General features: G+C 66.5%; 13 protein-coding genes. 12 read left to right on the top strand and 1 reads right to left on the bottom strand.

The features are described from left to right. Positions 1-166 precede the first annotated feature (166 nt). The 3 genes from LG3211_RS17925 to LG3211_RS17915 all read left to right on the top strand — a co-directional run bounded on the left by LG3211_RS17925 (position 167) and on the right by LG3211_RS17915 (position 4,791). Positions 167-1,774 carry a hypothetical protein gene (locus tag LG3211_RS17925; RefSeq protein WP_057944014.1) on the top strand — a complete coding sequence of 536 codons (1,608 nt, stop codon included), beginning with the start codon at positions 167-169 and terminating at the stop codon, positions 1,772-1,774. A gap of 258 nt (positions 1,775-2,032) precedes the next feature. Next, on the top strand, positions 2,033-3,550 hold the full coding sequence (locus tag LG3211_RS17920; RefSeq protein WP_187313049.1) for an NBR1-Ig-like domain-containing protein: 1,518 nt from the start codon (positions 2,033-2,035) through the stop codon (positions 3,548-3,550). Positions 3,551-3,855: 305 nt separating this feature from the next. Continuing rightward, entirely contained in the window at positions 3,856-4,791 is a 936-nt protein-coding gene (locus tag LG3211_RS17915) for a glycosyltransferase family 2 protein (RefSeq protein ID WP_057944012.1), read from the top strand. On the opposite strand, the gene LG3211_RS27680 is transcribed toward LG3211_RS17915, so the two are convergent. After that, positions 4,788-4,898: a hypothetical protein gene (locus LG3211_RS27680; RefSeq protein WP_484502509.1), complete on the bottom strand. Its 111-nt coding sequence runs from the start codon at positions 4,896-4,898 to the stop codon at positions 4,788-4,790. The two genes, LG3211_RS17915 and LG3211_RS27680, sit on opposite strands and share 4 nt — an antisense overlap. Between LG3211_RS27680 and LG3211_RS27505 the strand changes: the two genes are divergently transcribed. From LG3211_RS27505 to LG3211_RS17875, 9 genes are all read left to right on the top strand, one after another. After that, positions 4,846-5,028, top strand: a complete 183-nt coding sequence (locus LG3211_RS27505) for a DUF6053 domain-containing protein (RefSeq protein WP_222837519.1) — start codon at positions 4,846-4,848, stop codon at positions 5,026-5,028. The two genes, LG3211_RS27680 and LG3211_RS27505, sit on opposite strands and share 53 nt — an antisense overlap. An 86-nt stretch (positions 5,029-5,114) precedes the next feature. After that, positions 5,115-7,529: a penicillin-binding protein 1B gene (mrcB, locus tag LG3211_RS17910; RefSeq protein WP_057944011.1), complete on the top strand. Its 2,415-nt coding sequence runs from the start codon at positions 5,115-5,117 to the stop codon at positions 7,527-7,529. 3 nt (positions 7,530-7,532) lie between these two features. After that, positions 7,533-8,150, top strand: coding sequence for a hypothetical protein (locus LG3211_RS25885; RefSeq protein WP_057944010.1), 618 nt, complete (start codon positions 7,533-7,535; stop codon positions 8,148-8,150). A gap of 7 nt (positions 8,151-8,157) precedes the next feature. Continuing rightward, positions 8,158-10,272, top strand: coding sequence for a DNA repair helicase YoaA (yoaA, locus tag LG3211_RS17900; protein WP_057944009.1), 2,115 nt, complete (start codon positions 8,158-8,160; stop codon positions 10,270-10,272). A gap of 17 nt (positions 10,273-10,289) precedes the next feature. Further along, positions 10,290-10,724: a VOC family protein gene (locus LG3211_RS17895; RefSeq protein ID WP_057944008.1), complete on the top strand. Its 435-nt coding sequence runs from the start codon at positions 10,290-10,292 to the stop codon at positions 10,722-10,724. A gap of 301 nt (positions 10,725-11,025) precedes the next feature. Next, positions 11,026-11,748, top strand: a complete 723-nt coding sequence (gene tsaB, locus LG3211_RS17890; protein WP_057944007.1) for a tRNA (adenosine(37)-N6)-threonylcarbamoyltransferase complex dimerization subunit type 1 TsaB — start codon at positions 11,026-11,028, stop codon at positions 11,746-11,748. A 301-nt stretch (positions 11,749-12,049) separates the two neighbouring features. Further along, positions 12,050-12,235: a hypothetical protein gene (locus LG3211_RS17885; RefSeq protein WP_057944006.1), complete on the top strand. Its 186-nt coding sequence runs from the start codon at positions 12,050-12,052 to the stop codon at positions 12,233-12,235. A 627-nt stretch (positions 12,236-12,862) separates the two neighbouring features. Next, entirely contained in the window at positions 12,863-13,372 is a 510-nt protein-coding gene (locus LG3211_RS17880) for a hypothetical protein (RefSeq protein ID WP_148648993.1), read from the top strand. A 126-nt stretch (positions 13,373-13,498) separates the two neighbouring features. Beyond that, positions 13,499-20,392 carry a pre-peptidase C-terminal domain-containing protein gene (locus LG3211_RS17875; RefSeq protein WP_187313048.1) on the top strand — a complete coding sequence of 2,298 codons (6,894 nt, stop codon included), beginning with the start codon at positions 13,499-13,501 and terminating at the stop codon, positions 20,390-20,392. The last annotated feature ends 3 nt before the right edge of the window (positions 20,393-20,395 follow it).

Here is a 20,395-nt window from a genome sequence, read left to right as displayed (position 1 = left end):
CGGCTTTCGCAATCTGTTGTGGGAGGGGCCTTCAGCCCCGATGCCTTTCGATCAGGTAACCCGCCCCCCACACCGGCATTCATCGCGCTTCGCCTTCGCACTGCGCTCGCACGCCATGGCGAAAATAACAGCACGATCGTCATCCTCGTAGCGCTATCCTGTCGCCGTGAAATCCCGCCCGCCGTCCTCGCCCGAAGGTTCCGCCACGCACGCCGCAGGCGCCGCGCGGATCGAACCCCTCGCCGGCGATTGGAGCACGCTGCATTTCGACGACGAACCGCGCCGCGATCCCGCCTCCGACCGCGCCCGGCGCCAGCGCTGGACCCGCATCGCGCTGGCGGTCGCCGCGCTCGCGGTGTTGTCGGCGTTGATCGTGTGGCGGCAACCGCTGTCGGAATGGCTGTGGCCCGACACCCGCCTGCAAAGCCTGCGCGAACAGGCCGCGCGCGCGCTGGCCGAAGGCCGCCTGACCTCGCCCGACGGCCGCGGCGCGCGCGAGTTGTACGAAGCCGCGCTGGCGCTGGATCCCGATCGCAGCGACGCGCGCACCGGCCTGACCCGCACCGGCGAGGCGGCGCTGCAGCAGGCGCGCCAGGCCATCGACGGCGGCCATTTCGAATTCGCCCGCGGCCGCCTGGAACTGGCCCGCGATCTGGCCACCCCGCGCGACCGGGTCGAAACCCTGGCCCAGCGCCTGCGCGAACGCGAAGCCACCCACGCCGGCCTGGACCGGATGGTCGCCGCCGCGGCGAGCGCGCGCGAGCAAGGCCGCCTCGACGGCGCGCCGGACACCGCCCTGCCGCTGTACCAGCGCGTGCTGGAGCTGCAGCCGCAACGCAACGACGCCCTGGAAGGTCGCGACGACACCCTGGCCGAACTGCTGCAACAAGCGCGCCAGGCCCTGGAAAACGGCGAACTGGTGCGCGGCGCGCAAGGCGTCCAGCGCGCCCAGCAGGCCGATCCGGGCCATGCCGATCTGCCCGACAGCCTCACCGTGCTGGAGCGCCATATCGAACGCCGCCGCCGCGAAGCCGATCAGGCCCTGCGCCGGCAGCGCCTGGAGCTCGCCTTGGCCGCTTATCGCGACCTGCTCGCGGTGCGCGCCGACGACGGCGCCGCGCGCAACGGCCTGGTCGCGATCGCCGATGCCCACGCCGCGCGCGCCGAGCGATTGGCCGCCGATTTCGATTTCGCCCAGGCCGAGGCCGAGTTGGCGCAGGCGCGCGAGATCGCGGTGACTGCGCCTTCGATCGCGGTCGCGCGCCAGCATCTGGACCGCGCGCGCGAATCGCACAAACGCTTCGACCAGGAGGCGCCGGGCAAGCAGCGCCAGTCCTTGCAGCGCCTGTTGGCGCAGGCCGCGGCCGCCGAACAGCGCGGCGATCTGCTGACCCCGCCCGGCGACAGCGCCTACGACAAATTGCGCGCGGCGCAGGCCATCGCGCCGCAGAACCCGGCCGTGCGCGCGGCCGTGGCGCGGCTGCTGCCGACCGCCAAGCGCTGCTTCGAACGCGAGCTCAGCGGCAACCGCCTGGGCCGCGCCGGCGAATGCCTGGACGCGCGCCGCACCCTGGAAGGCAGCAGCGCGCCGCTGCGCGAAGCCGCCTTGCGCCTGGCCCTGCGCTGGATCGCGGTCGGCGACGAGCGTCTGGGCGCGGGCGAAGTGCAGGCCGCGCGCGCCGCGCTGCAGGCCGCGCGTTCGCTCGATGCGTCCGCCCCGGGCTTGCACGAGTTGACCGAGCGAGTGAAGACGGCGCGGGCCGCCGGCGAGTGAAGCGCGGGTTCGTATCCGAACAGCGTGTGCGGCGCGCAGAGGCTTTCACTTCATCGATGGGCCGTTGTCCTTGCGCAGCTTCGCCGATGAATCAGCGTTTTTTTGTGTAATAGATCGGGTCCGATTCGGACTTTGAGATTCGTGTGTGCATGATGAACGCCGACCGGCCCAGAAAGGACGAGCCGGGGGAGCGCGTCGCGGGACTGTTTCGTTTCGGCGTCGCGCGAGCTGTCATGCATGCACGAATGGAAGAAGACCATGTTCTACAGAATCCTGATCGTTCTGCTTTTAGTCTGCGCCCGGCCGGTATCGGCGCAGGAGCACCTGCGTTATTTCGGTTATTTCGCCAACAACACGTATCAATCCGAGAATCAGGCGCACACCAACATCACCCATGTGTGGACCGGCCCGGACCGGACCCAGGCCAGGTCGATCATCCTGGCGGAACTGCAACAGGCCAAGAGTTATGGGATCAAGGCGGTCGTATCCGTCGATTCCTTCGTGTTCGCTGCCTCCGGCGGCTGCCCGTACGCGAATTCGCCCAGCGCCGCCGCCGATTTCCGCGTACTGGTGGACGATCTGGTGACCGCGGGCTATCTGGTGCCGAACGATCCGGAAGCGAGCACCGTGGTCGCGTTCTATCCGATCGACGAGCCCGAACTGTGCGGGCTGAAGGACCAGGGCGGCGCGCCGCATCCCGCGCTCGTCAACGCGGTCAACGCCATTCGCGGCGATGCCCGCACCAGCAACTTTCCCGTCGCCAGCATCGGCAGCAAGAAGTACGACGAGGCGATCCAGGGCCTGCGCCTGTTCGATTGGGTCGGCCTGGACAACTACGGCAACGACAACGACGGCTACTTGTACGACCTGCTGATGCTGAGCTTCAATCTGCGGCCGCAGCAGCGCATCATCGTGGTTCCGCAAGCCGCGCAGGGCGGCATGCTGGACAACAGCTATCACGATCCGGGACGGATGGCCGCCTACGCCAACAGCGAAGCGCGCGTGATCATGCTGATGCCGTTCCTGTGGGGGCATGCCGACACCAACGGCACCCGCGGCATTCCGGCCTTGCGCGACCAATACCGCGAAATCGGCTCGCGGGTGAAGTTCGGGCTGGCGGCGCAGTTCGTCGGCCAGTCGGTGCCGGCGACGATGACGGCGGGGCAGCTCTACCCGGTCAGCATCACCGTCAAGAACACCGGGACCGGCACCTGGGTCGCCGGCAGCCATGTCCGCCTGGGTTCGCAGAGCCCCATCGACAACAGCACGTGGGGCACGCATCGCATCGCCTTGCCGGCGACGGTCGCGCCGCAGCAGAGCGTGACCTTCCAGTTCAACGCGCTGGCGCCGTCGGCGCCGGGCAACTACGCGTTCCAATGGCGGATGGTGGCCGACACGCAGGCGTGGTTCGGCGATGCGACGGCGCTGACGACGGTGAACGTCACTCCCGGGCCGAGCGGCTCGATCGGCGTCAGCCCCAGCCCCTGCATCATTTATGCGGGGCAGAGCACCTGCACGGTCAACATCGGCTGGAACTCCAACCGCGCCGATGCCGAGGTCTGGGTCGCCGATACGCAGAACACCAACCCGGTGCTGTTCGCGCGCGCGCAGACCGGTACCCAGGCCGCGCCCTGGATCACGGAACAGACCGTGCGCTTTTCCCTGCGCAGCGGCGCCACGACGATTTCCAGCGTCGATGTGCGTGGCGTGAGGTCCGATGAGCCGCCGCCGGGCGGGCCGACCGATCCGACCTGCCCGTTGTGCCAGGAGCCGTGACCGAAAGCGATCGACGGTTCGATCGGCTTTGAAATCGGCCCCGGATCGATGGATCCGGGGCCGTTGTTTTTACGCGACCGGTCCGGGTTGCCGGCGAGCGCGGCGGCGCCTGATCGCGGCGTTTTCCGATCGCAGGATCGGGTGCCGTCCGGTTTGCGTGTCCGGCCTGCACGCCCGCGCCGCGCCCTCGGCGCGGCGATGGGCGATAATGCCTGCATGCCCTTTCTCAGCAGCCTTCCGCCGCCGCGCGCGCCTTACCTGCCGGTGCGTGGACGCGCCCGGCCGTATTCGGGAACCGGCCCGGCATGAGCGCTTCCGCACGATCCGGTGTGTCCGGGGTTTGCGCCGCCATAGTCACCTACCACCCGCAGATCGAATTGCTGGAGCAGGTGATCGCCGCGGTGTTGCCGCAGGTCGGGCGGGTCGCGATCTTCGACAATGCCAGCACCGGCGCGGCCCTGGAGGCCTATTTCGACGAACTGCGCGGACGCGGCGTGAAGGTGCTGCGCTCGCCGCGCAACGTCGGCCTGGGCAGCGCCATCAACCAGGCCGCGCGCGCCGCGCGTGAGGCCGGTTTCGCCCAGATCCTGCTGATGGACCAGGACAGCATCGTTGATGCCGGCATGGTCGCGACCTTGCACCATCAGCTGAGCCAGTTGCAGACGCACGGCCCGGTCGCCGCGGTCGGGCCGCAGTTCCGCGACCAGCGCACCGGCGAAGTCGCGCCGTTCGTGCGCATCGCCTTCCCCATGAACCGCAAGCTGTTCGGCGGCCCGGGGCAGGTGATCGACTGCGATTTCCTCATCACCTCGGGCACCTTGCTGCCGCTGGACGTGCTCGATGTCGTCGGCGGCATGGACGAGGGTTTGTTCATCGACAACGTCGATATCGAATGGAGCTCGCGCGCGCGCCATCGCGGCTACAAGCTGTTCGGCGTGTGCGATGCGCGGATGCAGCACCGCATCGGCGATCTGGTGCGGGTGTCGAGCCTGTTGCCGTACCGCACCGTCGTCCACAGCCCGACCCGGCTGTACTACATGATGCGCAACCGCGTGCTGCTGTACCGCCGCGCCGAGGTGCCCGGACGCTGGGCGGCGCAGGATCTGCCGCGGCTGGTGTTGAAGTTCGTCGGCACCGCCCTGTTCCTCAAGCCGCGGCTGGCGTATCTGGGCGCGATGCTGCGCGGTCTGCGCGATGGTGTGCGCGGCCGGCAAGGGCCGATGCCGACCGAAGCGGACTAGAACAGGCCGGCTTTTGCGGGGCTGGGATCTTTTGTGGGAGGGGCTTCAGCCCCGATGCTCTTCGATCCGCTGCCGGAATTTTCCGCGAGCCGGTGGTTTTCGGCGATCCGAGACAAAAGCATCGGGGCTGAAGCCCCTCCCACAAAAGCAGCCCTCCCACAAAACAGCCCCTCCCATACAAAAACACGCCGGGGAACGGGCTATCTGCCTGAACCATCGCTTATTCACAGGGTCTGAATGCGCAATGCCCCTGCCGTCCGGCCCGAGCACGGCCCCCGGACGCCTGCGCTAGACTTCCCCGCGACCCCCTGTACGGCACCCCTGTGGCCCGAATCGATTACGACGAAGACGAGCACGACGACGACAGCGACGAGAACGGCAGCGCGCCGAGCTGGCGCCGCCGTCTGGTGACCTGGGCCCTGGCCGCCGTCGGCCTGGGGCTCGGCTTCCTGATTCCGTACACGCTCTACCTCAATCACGAGGTCGGTCAGCGCTTCGGCCAGCTGCAATGGCAGATCCCCACGCGGGTCTATGCGCGGCCGCTGGAACTCGCGCCGGGCCTGGCGCTGGACCCGGCCACGCTGAAGACCGAACTCGACGCGGCCTCCTATCGCGAGGACGGCGGCGAGCGTCCGGGCACCTACGCCCGCGAGGGCGGCAAGTTCACCATCGCCAGCCGCGGTTTCAACGACGTCGACGGCGTGGTGCAGCCGCGCCGGATCGAAGTGATCGTCTCCGGCGGCCGCGTCGCCGGCGTGCGCGACCTGACCACGCGCAAGGCGATCCGGGTCGCGCGGCTGGACCCGGCGCGCATCGCCACGCTGTACGGGCAGAAGCAGGAAGAACGGCGGCTGGTGCGCATCGAGGAAGTGCCCGAGCTGTTGGTCACCGGCCTGCAGGCGGTCGAGGACCGCGACTTCAACCACCACATCGGCATCGACATCAGCGGCATGATCCGCGCCGCGTTCAAGAACGTCGCCGCCGGCCGCGCCAAGCAGGGCGCCAGCACCCTGACCCAGCAGCTCGCGCGCAGCGGCCTGCTCGGCATCGGCCAGGAACAAACCCTGACCCGCAAGGGCAAGGAAATCATCTACGCCCTGCTGATCGAGGCGCGCTACGACAAGCGCACCATCCTCGAGGCCTATTTCAATCAGGTCTATCTGGGCCAGCGCGGCTCGCAGGCCATCCACGGCGTCGCCGCCGCGTCGGAGTTCTGGTTCGGCCGCGATCTGCGCGACCTCAACACCGAACAGGTCGCGCTGCTGATCGGCATCGTGCGCGGCCCGTCCTACTACGATCCGCGCCGCAATCCCGAGCGCGCGTTGCAGCGGCGCAATTTCGTCCTGGGCGAAATGCTCGAGACCCAGCTGATCAAGCAGGAAGAATACGATCGCGCGGTCAAGGCACCGCTGGAAATCACCCAGAACCCGGGCAATATCGCCGCCAACCGTTTTCCGGCTTATGTCGATCTGGTCCGCCGCCAACTGGCGCGCGACTATCCGGCCGACGCGCTGGCCGGCGCCGGCCTGAGCGTGATGAGCGGCATGTCGCCGTCGGCGCAGGCGCAGGCCGAAGGCGCGGTGGCGCGCACGCTCAAGAGCCTGGACAACAAGCGCCGCCCGCCGCTGCAAAGCGGCCTGGTGGTCACCGACGTGCACAACGGCGAAGTGGTGGCGGTGGTCGGCAGCCGCGAGTTCACCCAGCCCGGCTTCAATCGCGCGGTGGAAGCGCAACGGCCGGTGGGTTCGCTGCTCAAGCCGTTCGTGTATCTGCTGGCGCTGGCGCGGCCCAGCGAATTCAACCTCGCCAGCTGGATCGACGATTCGCCGGTGACGGTGAAGCTCGGCCGCGGCCGCAACTGGAATCCGGGCAACTCCGACGGCCGCAGCCATGGTCTGGTGCGCATGGTCGACGCGCTGGCGATGTCCTACAACCAGGCCACGGTGCGCATCGGCATGCAGGTCTCGCCGGAGAGCATCGGCGAACTGGTGCAGAAACTCGCCGGCATCCAGGCGCCGAACAATCCCTCGCTGATTCTCGGCGCGGTCGACCAAAGCCCGTACGCGATGGCGCAGCTGTACCAGTTCCTCGCCTCCGGCGGCGAAGTGCAGCCGCTGCACGCGGTGCGCGGCGTGCTCGGCGCCGACGGCAAGGCGGTCAAGCGCTACGACAAGGAACCGGCGCCGGCGCAGGAAGGCGACGCGATCGCCGCGCGCCTGATCACCATCGCCTTGCAGCAGGCGATCACCAACGGCACCGGCCGGCAATTGGTCGGCGACGGCCTGGGCCGTCTGTCGCCGGCCGGCAAGACCGGCACCAGCAACGACGGCCGCGACAGCTGGTTCGCCGGCTGGACCGGCGATCATCTGGCGGTGATCTGGGTCGGCAACGATCAGAACCAGACCACCGGCCTGTACGGCGCCACCGGCGCGATGCGGGTGTGGTCGGCGATCTTCTCGCGCCTGCCCACCGCGCCGCTGAAAGTCACCGACAAGGGCCTGGACTGGCAGTCGGTGATCGGCACCAACACCACCGACGCCGCCTGCGTCGGCGCGCGCCGCTTCCCGTTCGTCGCCGGTTTCGCGCCGCAGTACGCGCCGTGCCCCGAGCCGCAGCCCGAGGCCGGCGCGGAGGAATCAGGCGGCGGCTGGCGCTCGTGGTTCGGTATCGGCAAGGACAAGGATGAACCCGCGCGCGAACCGGCGCCGTCGAACAATCCCCCGCCCCCGGAGCAGTAAGCAATGAAGCGCAGTTCCTTACCCGGCGCCGTCCCCCGCGGCGCCGCACTCGCGGTCCTGACCGCATTGGCCGCGGCCTGCACGGTCGCGCCGCCGCAACCCTCGGCGCTGGCCGAAGCCAGCTTCAACGGCGAGGCCGCGGTCGCCGCGGTGCGCGCCGCCGGCGGCGCCGACGCGCGCGAGCTCGACGTGCAGCCGATCCGCGACACCCAGGTCGAGGATCTGCGCCAGCGCGCCGACGCCCTGGAAAAAACCCGCAAATACCCCGAAGCCGCGGCCGCGCTGGATCAGGCGCTGCAGATCAACGGCAACGATCCGGCGCTGCTGCAGGAACGCGCCGAAGCCGCGCTGTATCTGCACCGCCTCGACGACGCCGAACGCTACGCGCAGCAGGCCTACAACGGCGGCTCGCGGGTCGGTCCGCTGTGCCGCCGGCATTGGGCCACCATCGCCCAGGCCAAGCAGGGCCAGCTCGACGGCGTCAATGCGGCGATGAAACTGGCCCAGCGCCAGGATCATTACGACGCGCTGGTGCCGCAGCGCACCGCGCTGACCGAGGCGCGCAAGCAAGCGCAAGCCAAGATCGGCGTGTGCACCGTCGCCGCCCAACCGCGCTACTGAGCCTTACATGGAACCCAGCCGCCTTGGCGTCGCCAGTCGAGCCGCGCTGAGCGAAGGCGGCGACCTCGCGCGCAACATCGCCGCGTTCGCGCCGCGATCGGCGCAGCAGGATTTGTCCGCGGCGATCGCCGATGCGTTCGAGTCGCGCTCGACCCTGCTGGCCGAGGCCGGCACCGGCACCGGCAAGACCTTCGCCTATCTGGTGCCGGCGCTGTTGTCGGGGCTGAAGACCATCGTCTCCACCGGCACCCGCGCGCTGCAGGATCAGCTCTATCACCGCGACCTGCCGCGCGTGCGCGACGCGCTGGGCATCGGCTTGAAGACGGCCTTGCTGAAAGGCCGCGCCAACTATCTGTGCAAGTACCGCACCGAGCAGGCCAAGGGCGAGCCGCGCTTCACCAGCCGCGAATACGCCGCCCAGTTCCAGCGCATCGTCAGCTGGGCCGGGCGCACCCGTGCCGGCGATCTGGCCGAACTCGACGCGCTGCCGGAAGACTCGCCGCTGCTGCCGATGGTGACGTCCACGGCGGAAAACTGCCTGGGCAGCGAATGCCCGATGTACGCCGACTGCTTCGTCGTGCAGGCGCGCCAGCGCGCGCAGGCGGCGGATCTGGTCGTGGTCAATCATCATCTGCTGCTCGCCGATCTGGCGCTCAAGCAGGAAGGTTTCGGCGAAATCCTGCCGGGCGCGCAGGCCTTCGTGGTCGATGAGGCGCATCAGCTGCCGGAACTGGCGTCGCAATTCTTCGGCGAAGCGATCAGCGCGCGTCCGCTGGTGGAACTGGCGCGCGACGCGCTGGCCGAATGCAAGACGGTGACCGGCGCGCTGGCGACGGTGCAGGTGCCGGCGCGCGATCTGGAACAAGCCGTGCGCGGCCTGCGCGCGGCGATGGACGATCTGCCGGTGCGCGCGACCCGCCGCCGCGCCGCCGAATTGCCGGCGGTGGAAGCGGCCTTCGACGAACTGGAGCAAGCGCTGCGGGCGATGCAGAACGCGCTCGACTCCCTGCGCGCCGCCGCGCCGGGGTTCGACAGCTGCCACGCGCGGGCGAAGGATTTCGAAACCAAGCTCAAGCGCTGGCGTGGCGCGCCGGTGCCGCGGCCGGTGCAGGAAGAAGCCGAATACGACGATTTCTCGCCGCCGCCGCGCGAGCCGGTAGTCAGCGCCGAGACGGACGAAACCGCCGACGCCGAGCAGGACGCCGAAACGCCGGCGCCGGCCGCGCCCGACACCAGCGTGCTGTGGTACGAACTCACCGCGCGCGGCTTCCGCCTGGCGCGCACGCCGCTGGATGTCGCCGGGCCCTTGGCCGAGCATCGCGAGCGTTCGCGCGCGGCCTGGGTGTTCACCTCGGCGACGCTCGCGGTCGGCGGGCATTTCCAGCATTACGCGCAAAAGCTCGGCTTGGCCGAACCCACGACCTTGCTGGCGCCCAGCCCGTTCGACTGGGCGCAACAGGCGCTGCTGTATCTGCCGCCAGGGCTGCCCGATCCGGCGGTGCGGCATTACAACGAAAGCCTGGTCGATAAGCTGCGGCCGATCCTGGAAGCCTCCGGCGGCCGCGCCTTCGTGTTGTTCGCCTCGCATCGCGCCCTGCGCGAAACCGCCGAACTGCTGCGCGGCGGCCCGTGGCCGTTGTTCGTGCAGGGCGAAGCGCCGCGGCACGTGCTGCTGGAACGCTTCCGTGCTTCCGGCAACGGCGTGCTGCTGGGCGCGGCGAGTTTCCGCGAAGGCGTGGACGTGGCCGGCGAGGCGCTGAGCGTGGTGGTGATCGACAAGCTGCCCTTCGCCGCGCCCGACGATCCGGTGTTCGAAGCGCGCCTGGACGCGATCCGTCGCGGCGGCGGCAACCCGTTCCGCGACGAACAGCTGCCGCAGGCGGTGATCGCGCTGAAACAGGGCGCCGGCCGCCTGATCCGCAGCGAAACCGATCGCGGTGTGCTGGTGTTGTGCGACCCGCGCCTGCTGTCCAAGAGCTACGGCAAGACCTTCCTGGACTCGCTGCCGCCGCTGCCGCGCACGCGCCGGATCGAGGACGTGGCCGATTTCTTCTCCGGCCGGCCGGTGGTACTAGAATCGGCTTCGGCCTCGTCGTCGGACGACGACGATTACTACCGCTGACCTGGGAGGGTGAGAGCATGAGCGACGACAATCAGACCGCGCCGGCGCGCAAGCCGCGCGTGCACGGGCTGGGCGGCGTGTTCTTCAAGGCGCGCGATCCATCGGCCTTGTCGGCCTGGTACGAGCGCCATCTCGACATCGGCGGGCAGGGCTGGGGCGGCGCGATGTTCTCGTGGCAGCGCGAGGAGACCGGCGAGACCGGCTACACCATCTGGTCGCCGTTCGCGGAGAACACCGAGTATTTCAAGCCCAGCGACAAGCCTTACATGCTGAACTTCCGCGTCGACGATCTGAAGGCCACGCTGCAGGCGCTGCGCGAGGAAGGCTGCCAGGTGCTCGATCGTTATGAGGAAAGTGAGCAGGGCAAGTTCGGGTATGTGGTGGATCCCGAAGGCGGTCTGATCGAATTGTGGCAGCCGAATCCGAATGATCCGGCGGTGGTTGCTGAGTGAGGTGGGTAGGCGGGGTGTTGTGTTGCGGATGATTGATTTTCGCGCGACGTACTTCACCCTGTCCGATCGCAGCGAACCCTCGCTTCGTTCTATCCAGTTGCCGCGACTCCCTCACTCCGTCATTCCCGCGAACGCGGGAATCCAGTGCCTTTCGTGCGAGAACGCTTGAAGTCGCTGGATGTTCGGCTCCGCCGGAGTAAAGCAAAGCCCGCCTTCGCGGGAATGACGAGCAAAAGCAAACACGCAGACACGCTTTCTAATAGCAACTTCGAAGCGCCTGAATAAACATCACCGAGCAACAATGAACCTCCTAGCCTTCGAAACCTCCACTGAAGCCTGTTCCGTCGCCCTGTGGCTGGACGGCGAAGTGCGCGAACGCTACGAACTCGCGCCGCGCCGTCACGCCGAACTCTCGTTGCCATGGGCCGAGCAGTTGCTGGACGAAGCCGGCCTCAAGCGCAGCCAGCTCGACGCCATCGCGATCGGCCGCGGCCCTGGCGCATTCACCGGCGTGCGCCTGGCGATCGCGCTTGCGCAAGGCATCGCGCTGGCCTTGGACAAGCCGATCGTGCCGGTCTCGACCCTGGCCGTGCTGGCGCTGCGCGCACGCGCGATGGACGTCGCGCAAACACTGACGCAACGGGTCTTTGCCGCGATCGACGCGCGCATGGGTGAGGTCTACACCGCCGCGTTCGAACTGCGCGGCGACGAGGCGAATTTGTTGGACACCGAAGTCGTGCTCGCCCCCGACGCAGCGATCGTGCCCGGCGAGGAAGACGATTGGTTCGGCGTCGGCACCGGTTTCGCCGCCGGCGATGCGGCCCTACGCGCGCGCCTGTCCGCGCGATTCGCCGCGGTCGACGCCGAAGCCCTGCCGCACGCCGCCGATCTCGCGCGCCTGGCCGCAGCCGCCTACGCGCGCGGCGAAGCGGTAGCTCCCGAGCGCGTCGAACCGGCGTACCTACGCAACAATGTCGCTTTGACCATCGCCGAGCAGGTTGCGCTGAGGGCGAAATCGCGCTGAGCGCGCGGCCAGGATCGTGGGCGCTGGCGATCAGCGCGATCACTGCGTCGCGCCGTTCGTGCGTCCGGAAAACTCGACAGATCAGGGAAGATTCATGGACGCATCACGCAAGCAGACAGCAGTGATCACCATCGCGCTGCTCGCCGCGCCGGTATCGGTGTAGACGCGGTTGAGCATGAGGCTTGCGCAGACGATGCCAATCGAGCCGATGAATTGCTGGGGCGTTCAAGACGATCATGATCAAGCTCTCCTGGCTGTCGTTGCATTGCGCGAGTGATGGTCGAATCTAGACTGTCACGGTATGAGCACCGATGTTGTCGGTTCGCTTGTGGTATTCAATTTCAAGAATCGTTTCATGAGCAGAGCGTTCGCGATCAAGCTCAAGCCTGGATGGTTTTCCGGACAGGTGCTGATTACGCCCGAGGATGCAGAGCAATTCGTGGGTGGGCTCTGGAGCACGGTATCCCCGGTAGCAGTGGGGGGCTGAGCTTTGTTCGCGGTCGCGACCGTTGGGGTTGATCGGTTAGATGCCTGCAAGCTGCATCGGCAGACAGACGTCTGCGTCGCGTCGCAAGCTCCGCAACGCCATGGCCGTAGTGTGGCGGCTGGGTCGGTCAACCCCTGATCAGGTCAGCCCGCTTAATGGATTGCCCGAGTGGGATCCATTCGATGGCGTTTGGACCACTGAGTGCACACCCATTACGCCTCATCAGCATGGCGCCGGGCAAGTTCAGTGAAAACGGTCACATAGATAGTCTTTTTTACTATTTATGAACGGGATTGCTTGCTATTAGAGGCTGACATGGCGTAGCGCCCATCTATCGGATGGGGCAGGCAGTTCGCCTGGTGGCTGGCGCTCGGGGATGCGACTCAAGGATGGAGCGATGCATGGCGGTGCGGAGAATTTCAGTCTAGGGGCAAGCCGGATTAAGACCGTTGCCGTCAAGAGCGGCAGCGCGTAAGCCTGCGCGCGATGGGCAGTGGTGTCCGCTCGTCGGGCGAGGGTGATCGATATACAGATTGGTTTAGGACGCGGGCGATGAGCCGTATCGCCCCGCGATGGCGAGTACAAGGATGGCGAAGTTCGGCATCGCCTACAGCTAGGTCGAAGGTCATGAAGAAAACCGAGTTTCTTGTTTCAGCGGTCTTGATTTGTGCGGCATTGGCTACCGGCTGCGGACAGAAAGCCGGACCGGCGAGTCCTGCCGCCGCGGCTCCGGCCGCTTCTGCGCCGGACAAAACCTTGGAACTGAACCTGTTCGCCCTGGACGTAGGCACCAGCGAAAACTCCGACGGCACCGTCACGCCGCTGACTCAGTTCCTGCCTGCCGAAAAGATCGTCGCGTCGCTGCGCACCCGCGGAGCGGCCAACGCCGTACCGGTAACGGCGAAGCTGATTGCGATGAGCAACGGCGAAATCGTCGGCGAACTGAAGAAGGACCTGACCCTGACCGGCGCGGCCACGACCAATCTCGAGTTCGTCAGGCAAGGCGCCGGCAATTGGGCGCTGGGTCGGTACGTGGTCGAAGTGACGATCGATGGTAAGCCGGTGGGGCGCCAGGAAATCGAGGTGACGCAGACACTGCCGGAAGGCGCGCGACCGAAGACCGACGCCAAGGCTTGACCCGATCGGATCGACTTGGCATCACGTCGTAGACCCGCCGGCGGGATGCCGGAAGCACAGGACTCACCACTTTAGGAAGCCCGGTCGGACCGGGCTGCTCTTGGAGAGAGCATCATGGAACAGCGCGTGGATCTCGCCCCTAAGGCCCAGGGCAATCGGCCGTTCGTAGACGGTACGTGGTTGTCCAGGGCGAGCGCGCGTGCTCGAGCCGGCATTGCGCCGCAGTGGTGGGTGCTGCTGCTCGGCCTGGCCATGTTGGTCAGCGGTTCGCTGGCGCTGGCCGCCAAGTATGTTTACGACGATAACGGCCGCTTGATCGTGATGGTCGATGAGCAGTCTGGCGAGAGCGCGCGTTACGTCTACGACAAGGTCGGCAATCTGTTGCGCATCGAACGCCTCGCGGCGGGCCAGGTCGCGGTGTTCTCCTTCGTGCCCGCTCGCGGCGCCAGCGGCGTGGCGGTCAGGATCGAAGGCAAGGGCTTCAGTGCGGTCGCGGCCGACAATATCGTGCGCTTCAACGGCGTCGCGGCGACGGTGACGGCGGCAACGCCAACCGAACTCGACGTATCGGTGCCGGCCGGCGCAAGCACCGGTCCGCTAACGGTCACGGTGGGGGCCCAGACGATCGCGGGCCCAGCCGATTTCGTCGTCGACGAAAACGCGCAGCCGCCGGTCATCGCCAGCGTGACGCCGATGGTGGGGGCGGCCGGGACCACGGTGACCGTGACCGGCCAGCGGTTGTATCCGGCGCCCGACATGACCCGTGTATTGCTCGGCGAGCGGATCGCGGTGCCGACCAGCATTAACGACACCCAATTGGTGTTTGCAGTTCCGGTGCGCGCCGGTACCGGCAAGATCACCGTCAGCACGCCTTACGGTAGCGCGCAAAGCGCGGACGAATTCGTGGTCGCGCCGGCCGGCATCAATCCGGCCGACTTGATCAGCGGCGGTCGCCTGATGCTGGATGCGGCCACGCGCGCGTTGGAGACCACCGCGGCGAATCAGCAGGTCGCGCTGCTGCTGGACTCGCCGAATCGCGATCTCACCAGCCTGCAGTTCAGCGGCATCGCCACCGGCAGCGTCGCCTATACCTTGTATGGCCCGGATAACCGCCAGTTGCTGGGCGGCAGCGCGAGCGCCACCTCGCCCACGGTGCATCTGCCGCGCCTCGGGGCCGGCCTGCACCTGCTCCTGCTCAAGCCGAGCGCGCCGATGGCGTGGTCGATCAACTGGGAAAAGAATGCGACGCTCGGCGCGTCGGCCGAGCCGTTGGCGGTGAGCACTGCCAGCGCGTATCAGAGCAAGCGTTTCGTGTTCGACGCCGCCACCGGCGACAGCCTGGGCATCGGCTTGAGCGATCTGGTGACGGCCGGTTCGACGAGCTATGTGCTGGCGACGATCTATCGTCCCGACGGGAGTCAATTGGCATACGAGTATTGCTACGCCCAATACGGCGGTTGCGATCTCAATCTGGCGAGCCTCAGCGGCTCTGGCACCTACAGCCTGGTCCTGGCCCCCACCTCCGACGGCCAGAGGTTGCTTTCGCTCAAGGCTACGCTCAGCGAGGACCGTGTCTTGCCGTTGAGCGCGGATATTCCGGCTTCGCTGGCGCTGGAGCGCCGCGGCCAGAACGGTCGTTTGAACTTCGCTGCCGAAGCCGGCCAGACCTACGCCTTCAACGTCGCCACGCAGACCAGCGTGCCGGCGAACCGCGAGGTCTACTACACCGTGTACAAGCCCGACGGCAGCGTGCTGCAGCAGGGCAATACGAAGATCGGGTTGACCTTGAACCTGCCGCGCTTGCCGGTCGCGGGAAATTACTGGATTTATGTCGATCCCTACTACGGCGAAACGGCTAGTGCCCAGGTGACCCTGGTATCGGGTCAGTCCGGCGAAGTGGTCCCTGGACAAGCCGCAAACGAATTCGCCACCCAGACCGCCGGCCAGAATGTCTACTTCAGTTTCGTCGCCCAGCAGGGCGCGAATCTGGGACTGGGAATCAGCGAACTGAAGACCCTCGGTAGCACCGGTGCGGTATACCTCTACGTCTACCGCCCCGATGGCAGCCAATTGTCTTATGAGTATTGCTACGCCCAATACGACGGCTGCGATCTGAACCTGAGCAATCTGCCCGCGGGTACTTACACCGCGACAGTCGTTCCGACTTCGGACGGCGCGCGCACCCTGAGCTTCAAGACCACATTGAGCCCGGACATGGTGGTCCCGCTGACGGTGGATGTTTCCGCGCCGCTCGCGCTGGAACGCCGCGGTCAAAACGCGCGACTGACCTTCTCGGCCGAGGCCGGGCAGACGCGGGCGTTCAACGTATCCGCGCAATCGACCTTGCCGGCGAACCGCGACGTCTACTACACCGTCTATAAACCGGATGGCACGGTGTTGCAGCAAAGCAATACGCGTGTCGGTCTGACCTTGAATCTGCCGAACCTTCCGCAGACCGGCGGCTACCAGGTTTTCGTCGATCCGGGTCAAGGCGAAACCGCCGTCGCGCAAACCAAGCTGGTATCCGGCCAGGTGGGCGGGCCGGATCCGGGCGGCTCGCTCGGAAGTTTCGAAACGCAAACGCCGGGGCAGAACGTCTACTTCAGCTTCCCGGCCCAAGCCGGCGACAGGTTGGGCCTGGGGATCAGCGATCTGCTCACGCCGGGAACCACCGGTGCGGCGACTGTGTATGTGTATCGCCCGAACGGAACGCAGCTGACATACGAATACTGCTACGCGCCATACAACGGTTGCGATCTGAATCTGTCCATCGCCGACGCCGGCACCTACAACGTCACCGTGGTACCGCCCGGCGCCGGGGAGAGAACGATGGCGTTCAAGGCCATCTTGAGTCCCGACCAGTCGATCGCACTGGCGGTGAATGCGCCCAGCACCGTCGATCTGACCCGGCGGGGCGAGAACGCGCGCCTCAAATTCTCCGCCCAGGTCGGCCAGACCTTTGCCTTCAACGTGTCGCAGCAGTCGACCTTGCCTGCCAATCGCAATGTGTACTACACGGTGTACAAGCCCGACGGCACCAGCTTGCAGCAGGGCTACACCAAAACCGGATTGACCCAGAACCTGCGCAATTTGCCGGCTGACGGCGAATACACGATTTTCATGGACCCCGAGTACGGCGAAACCGCCAAGGCCACCGCGGTGCTGTTGCCCGGCGAGGCGGGACGTACCGATCCGGGGGCCGAGCCACGCAGTTTCTCCACCCAGGTCCCGGGCCAGAACGTGTACTTCGCGTTCACCGCGGAGCAGGGCGCCAATCTCGGCCTCGGTATCGCGGACCTGCTCACTCCGGGATCGACTGGCGCGGCGACCGTCTACATCTATCGGTCGAATGGTAGCCAGTTGACCTATGAGTACTGCTACGCGCAGTACAACGGCTGCGATCTGAATCTGGCGAATCTTCCGGCCGGCGAATATACGGGCATGTTGGTTCCACCCAGCGACGCCGCCTCGGTCAGTTTCCAGGCGATCGTCAGCACCGATCTTGTGGCTACTGCTTCGATCGATACTTCGTTGAGCCTGGTCCTGGATCGCCGCGGCCGCAACGGCCGGATCAAGTTCTCTGGCGAGCTGGGGCAGACATTCGCCTTCAATGTGGCCGGGCAAAGCACCATCCCGACCAACCGCGACGTCTACTACACGATCTACAAGCCCGATGGCACGTTGTTGCAGCAGAGCTATACCAAGACAAACTTGACGATGAATCTGTGGAATCTGCCGGTTAGCGGCGAATACACGGTCTTGGTCGATCCCAATTACGGCGAGAACGCAACGACGCAGCTGACTCTGGTTTCGGGGCAGGCTCAGACTGTGTCTCCCGACGGCGATCCGGGCAGCTTCCTGACCCAGACGCCGGGCCAGAACGCTTACTTCACCTTCACTGCGGCGCAAGGGGCGAATCTGGGCCTGGGCATCACCGATCTGGCTACGCCGGGCACGACAGGTGCGGTAACCGTGTATGTGTATCGCCCCAACGGCAGTCAGCTGACCTATGAGTACTGTTATGCGCAGTACGGCGGCTGCGATCTGGATCTGCCGAGCCTGCCGGCCGGCACCTACAGTGTGATGGTGACCGCGCCCAGCGGTGGCAGCGCTACGATGAGTTTCAACAGCATTCTGAGCGCCGACACGACCGCGACTTTGTCGCCGAACACGCCGCTGGATCTGACGCTGAGCCGCCGTGGCCAGAATGGCCGTCTGAGCTTCGCCGCGACGGCGGGCCAGACGCTGGCGGTGAACGCGTCGAACATCGTGGTGTCGCCGACGGTGCGCAACGTGTACTACACGGTATACAAGCCCGACGGCAGCACCTTGGTGTCGTCGTATTCGACCACCGGCCTGAGCCTGAATCTGGCGAACCTGCCGATGAGCGGTCAGTACACCTTGTTCGTCGATGCCGATTACGGCATGACCTCCACGTCGCGGATCGAGCTCGACACCGGCGACGGTCTGGCCGTCGACGGCGCGCCGGCGGACTACGCCAGCGCGGCTGCGTGGGAGCGCGGGTACTTCACCTTCACCGCGGCGCAAGGCGCCAATCTGGGGCTGGCATTGGCCGATCTGGTGACGCCGGGGACGACCAACCCGGTGAGCATGTATGTGTATCGCCCAAACGGCAGTCAGCTGACCTATGAATACTGTTATGCGCAGTACGGAGGCTGCGATCTGGATCTGCCGAATCTGCCGGCCGGCACCTACAGCGTGATCGTGGTGCCGCCGAGCGGGGGCAGCGGAACGATGAGCTTCAAGGCGGTGCTGACGCCGGACGCGACCGCGACCTTGTCGCCGAACACGCCGCTGGATCTGGCGCTGGGCCGCCGCGGCCAGAATGGCCGTCTGAGCTTCGCCGCGACGGCGGGCCAGACGCTGGCGGTGAACGCGTCGAACATCGCGGTGTCGCCGACGGTGCGCAACGTGTACTACACGGTATACAAGCCCGACGGCAGCACCTTGGTGTCGTCGTATTCGACCACCGGCCTGAGCCTGAATCTGGCGAACTTGCCGATGAGCGGTCAGTACACCTTGTTCGTCGATGCCGATTACGGCATGACCTCCACGTCGCGGATCGAGCTCGACACCGGCGACGGGTTGGTCGTCGACGGCGCGCCGGCGGACTACGCCAGTGCGGCTGCATGGGAGCGCGGGTACTTCACCTTCACCGCGGCGCAAGGCGCCAATCTGGGGCTGGCATTGGCCGATCTGGTGACGCCGGGGACGACCAGCTTGGTGACCATGTATGTGTATCGTCCCAACGGCACCCAGCTCACCTACGAGAACTGCTACGCGCAGTACGGCGGCTGCGATCTGGATCTGCCGAATCTGCCGGCCGGCACCTATAGCGTGATCATGGTGCCGCCGAGCGGGGGCAGCGGAACGATGAGCTTCAAGACGGTGTTGACGCCGGACGCGACCGCGACCTTGTCGCCGAACACGCCGCTGGATCTGACGCTGGGCCGCCGCGGCCAGAATGGCCGTCTGAGCTTCGCCGCGACGGCGGGCCAGACGCTGGCGGTGAACGCGTCGAACATCGTGGTGTCGCCGACGGTGCGCAACGTGTACTACACGGTGTACAAGCCCGATGGCAGCACCTTGGTGTCGTCGTATTCGACCACCGGCCTGAGCCTGAATCTGGCGAACCTGCCTGTGAGCGGTCAGTACACCTTGTTCGTCGATGCCGATTACGGCATGACCTCCACGTCGCGGATCGAGCTCGACACCGGCGACGGTCTGGCCGTCGACGGCGCGCCGGCGGACTACGCCAGCGCGGCTGCGTGGGAGCGCGGGTACTTCACCTTCACCGCGGCGCAAGGCGCCAATCTGGGGCTGGCATTGGCCGACCTGGTGACGCCGGGGACGACCAACCCGGTGAGCATGTATGTGTACCGCCCAAACGGCAGTCAGCTGACCTATGAATACTGTTATGCGCAGTACGGCGGCTGCGATCTGGATCTGCCGAACCTGCCGGCCGGCACCTACAGCGTGATCGTGGCGCCGCCGAGCGGGGGCAGCGGAACGATGAGCTTCAAGACGGTGCTGACGCCGGACGCGACCGCGACCTTGTCGCCGAACACGCCGCTGGATCTGACGCTGAGCCGCCGTGGCCAGAATGGCCGTCTGAGCTTCGCCGCGACGGCGGGCCAGACGCTGGCGGTGAACGCGTCGAACATCGTGGTGTCGCCGACGGTGCGCAACGTGTACTACACGGTGTACAAGCCCGACGGCAGCACCTTGGTGTCGTCGTACTCGACCACCGGCCTGAGCCTGAATCTGGCGAACCTGCCGGTGAGCGGCCAGTACACCTTGTTCGTCGATGCCGATTACGGCATGACCTCCACGTCGCGGATCGAATTGGATACCGGCGCGGGGCTGGCCGTCGATGGCACTCCAGTGGATTACACCAGTGCGGCTTCGTGGGAACGTGCTTACTACACGGTTACCGTGACGGAGGGCGCGAACCTTGGCGTGGGCTTGAGCGACTTCGTCACTCCGGGTTCGACCAGCAACGCCAGCATGTACGTCTATCGCCCCAACGGCACCCAGCTCACCTACGAGAACTGCTACGCGCAGTACGGCGGCTGCGATCTGGATCTGCCGAACCTACCGGCCGGGACCTACAGCGTGATCGTGGTACCGCCGTCCGGCGGCAATGGCACGATGAACTTCAAGCTCACTCTCAGCAATGACGCGACAGGAGTGTTGCCGTTGAACACCTCGTTCCCGTTGGCCCTGAATCGCAACGGCCAGAACGCGGCACTGAATTTTACTGCGACCGCCGGCCAATCTCTGTCGCTGGTGATTTCCGCGCAGACCACCGACCCGGCCGCGCGTGACGTCTACTACACGGTGTTCAAGCCCAGTGGAGGTTCGTTCAAGCAAACCTCGACCCGGACGGGTACCACCATGACGCTGCCGAACCTGCCCGAAAGCGGGAATTATCTTGTCCAGGTGGACGCGAACTACGGCGCCAAGGTCGGCGCGCAACTGTCGGTGACTTCGCCCTGATCG

This window comes from Lysobacter gummosus, assembly GCF_001442805.1.
Taxonomy (GTDB): Bacteria; Pseudomonadota; Gammaproteobacteria; order Xanthomonadales; family Xanthomonadaceae; genus Lysobacter; species Lysobacter gummosus.
Note: the sequence above shows the minus strand (reverse complement) of the source record. Positions and strands in the feature narration are given on the sequence as shown.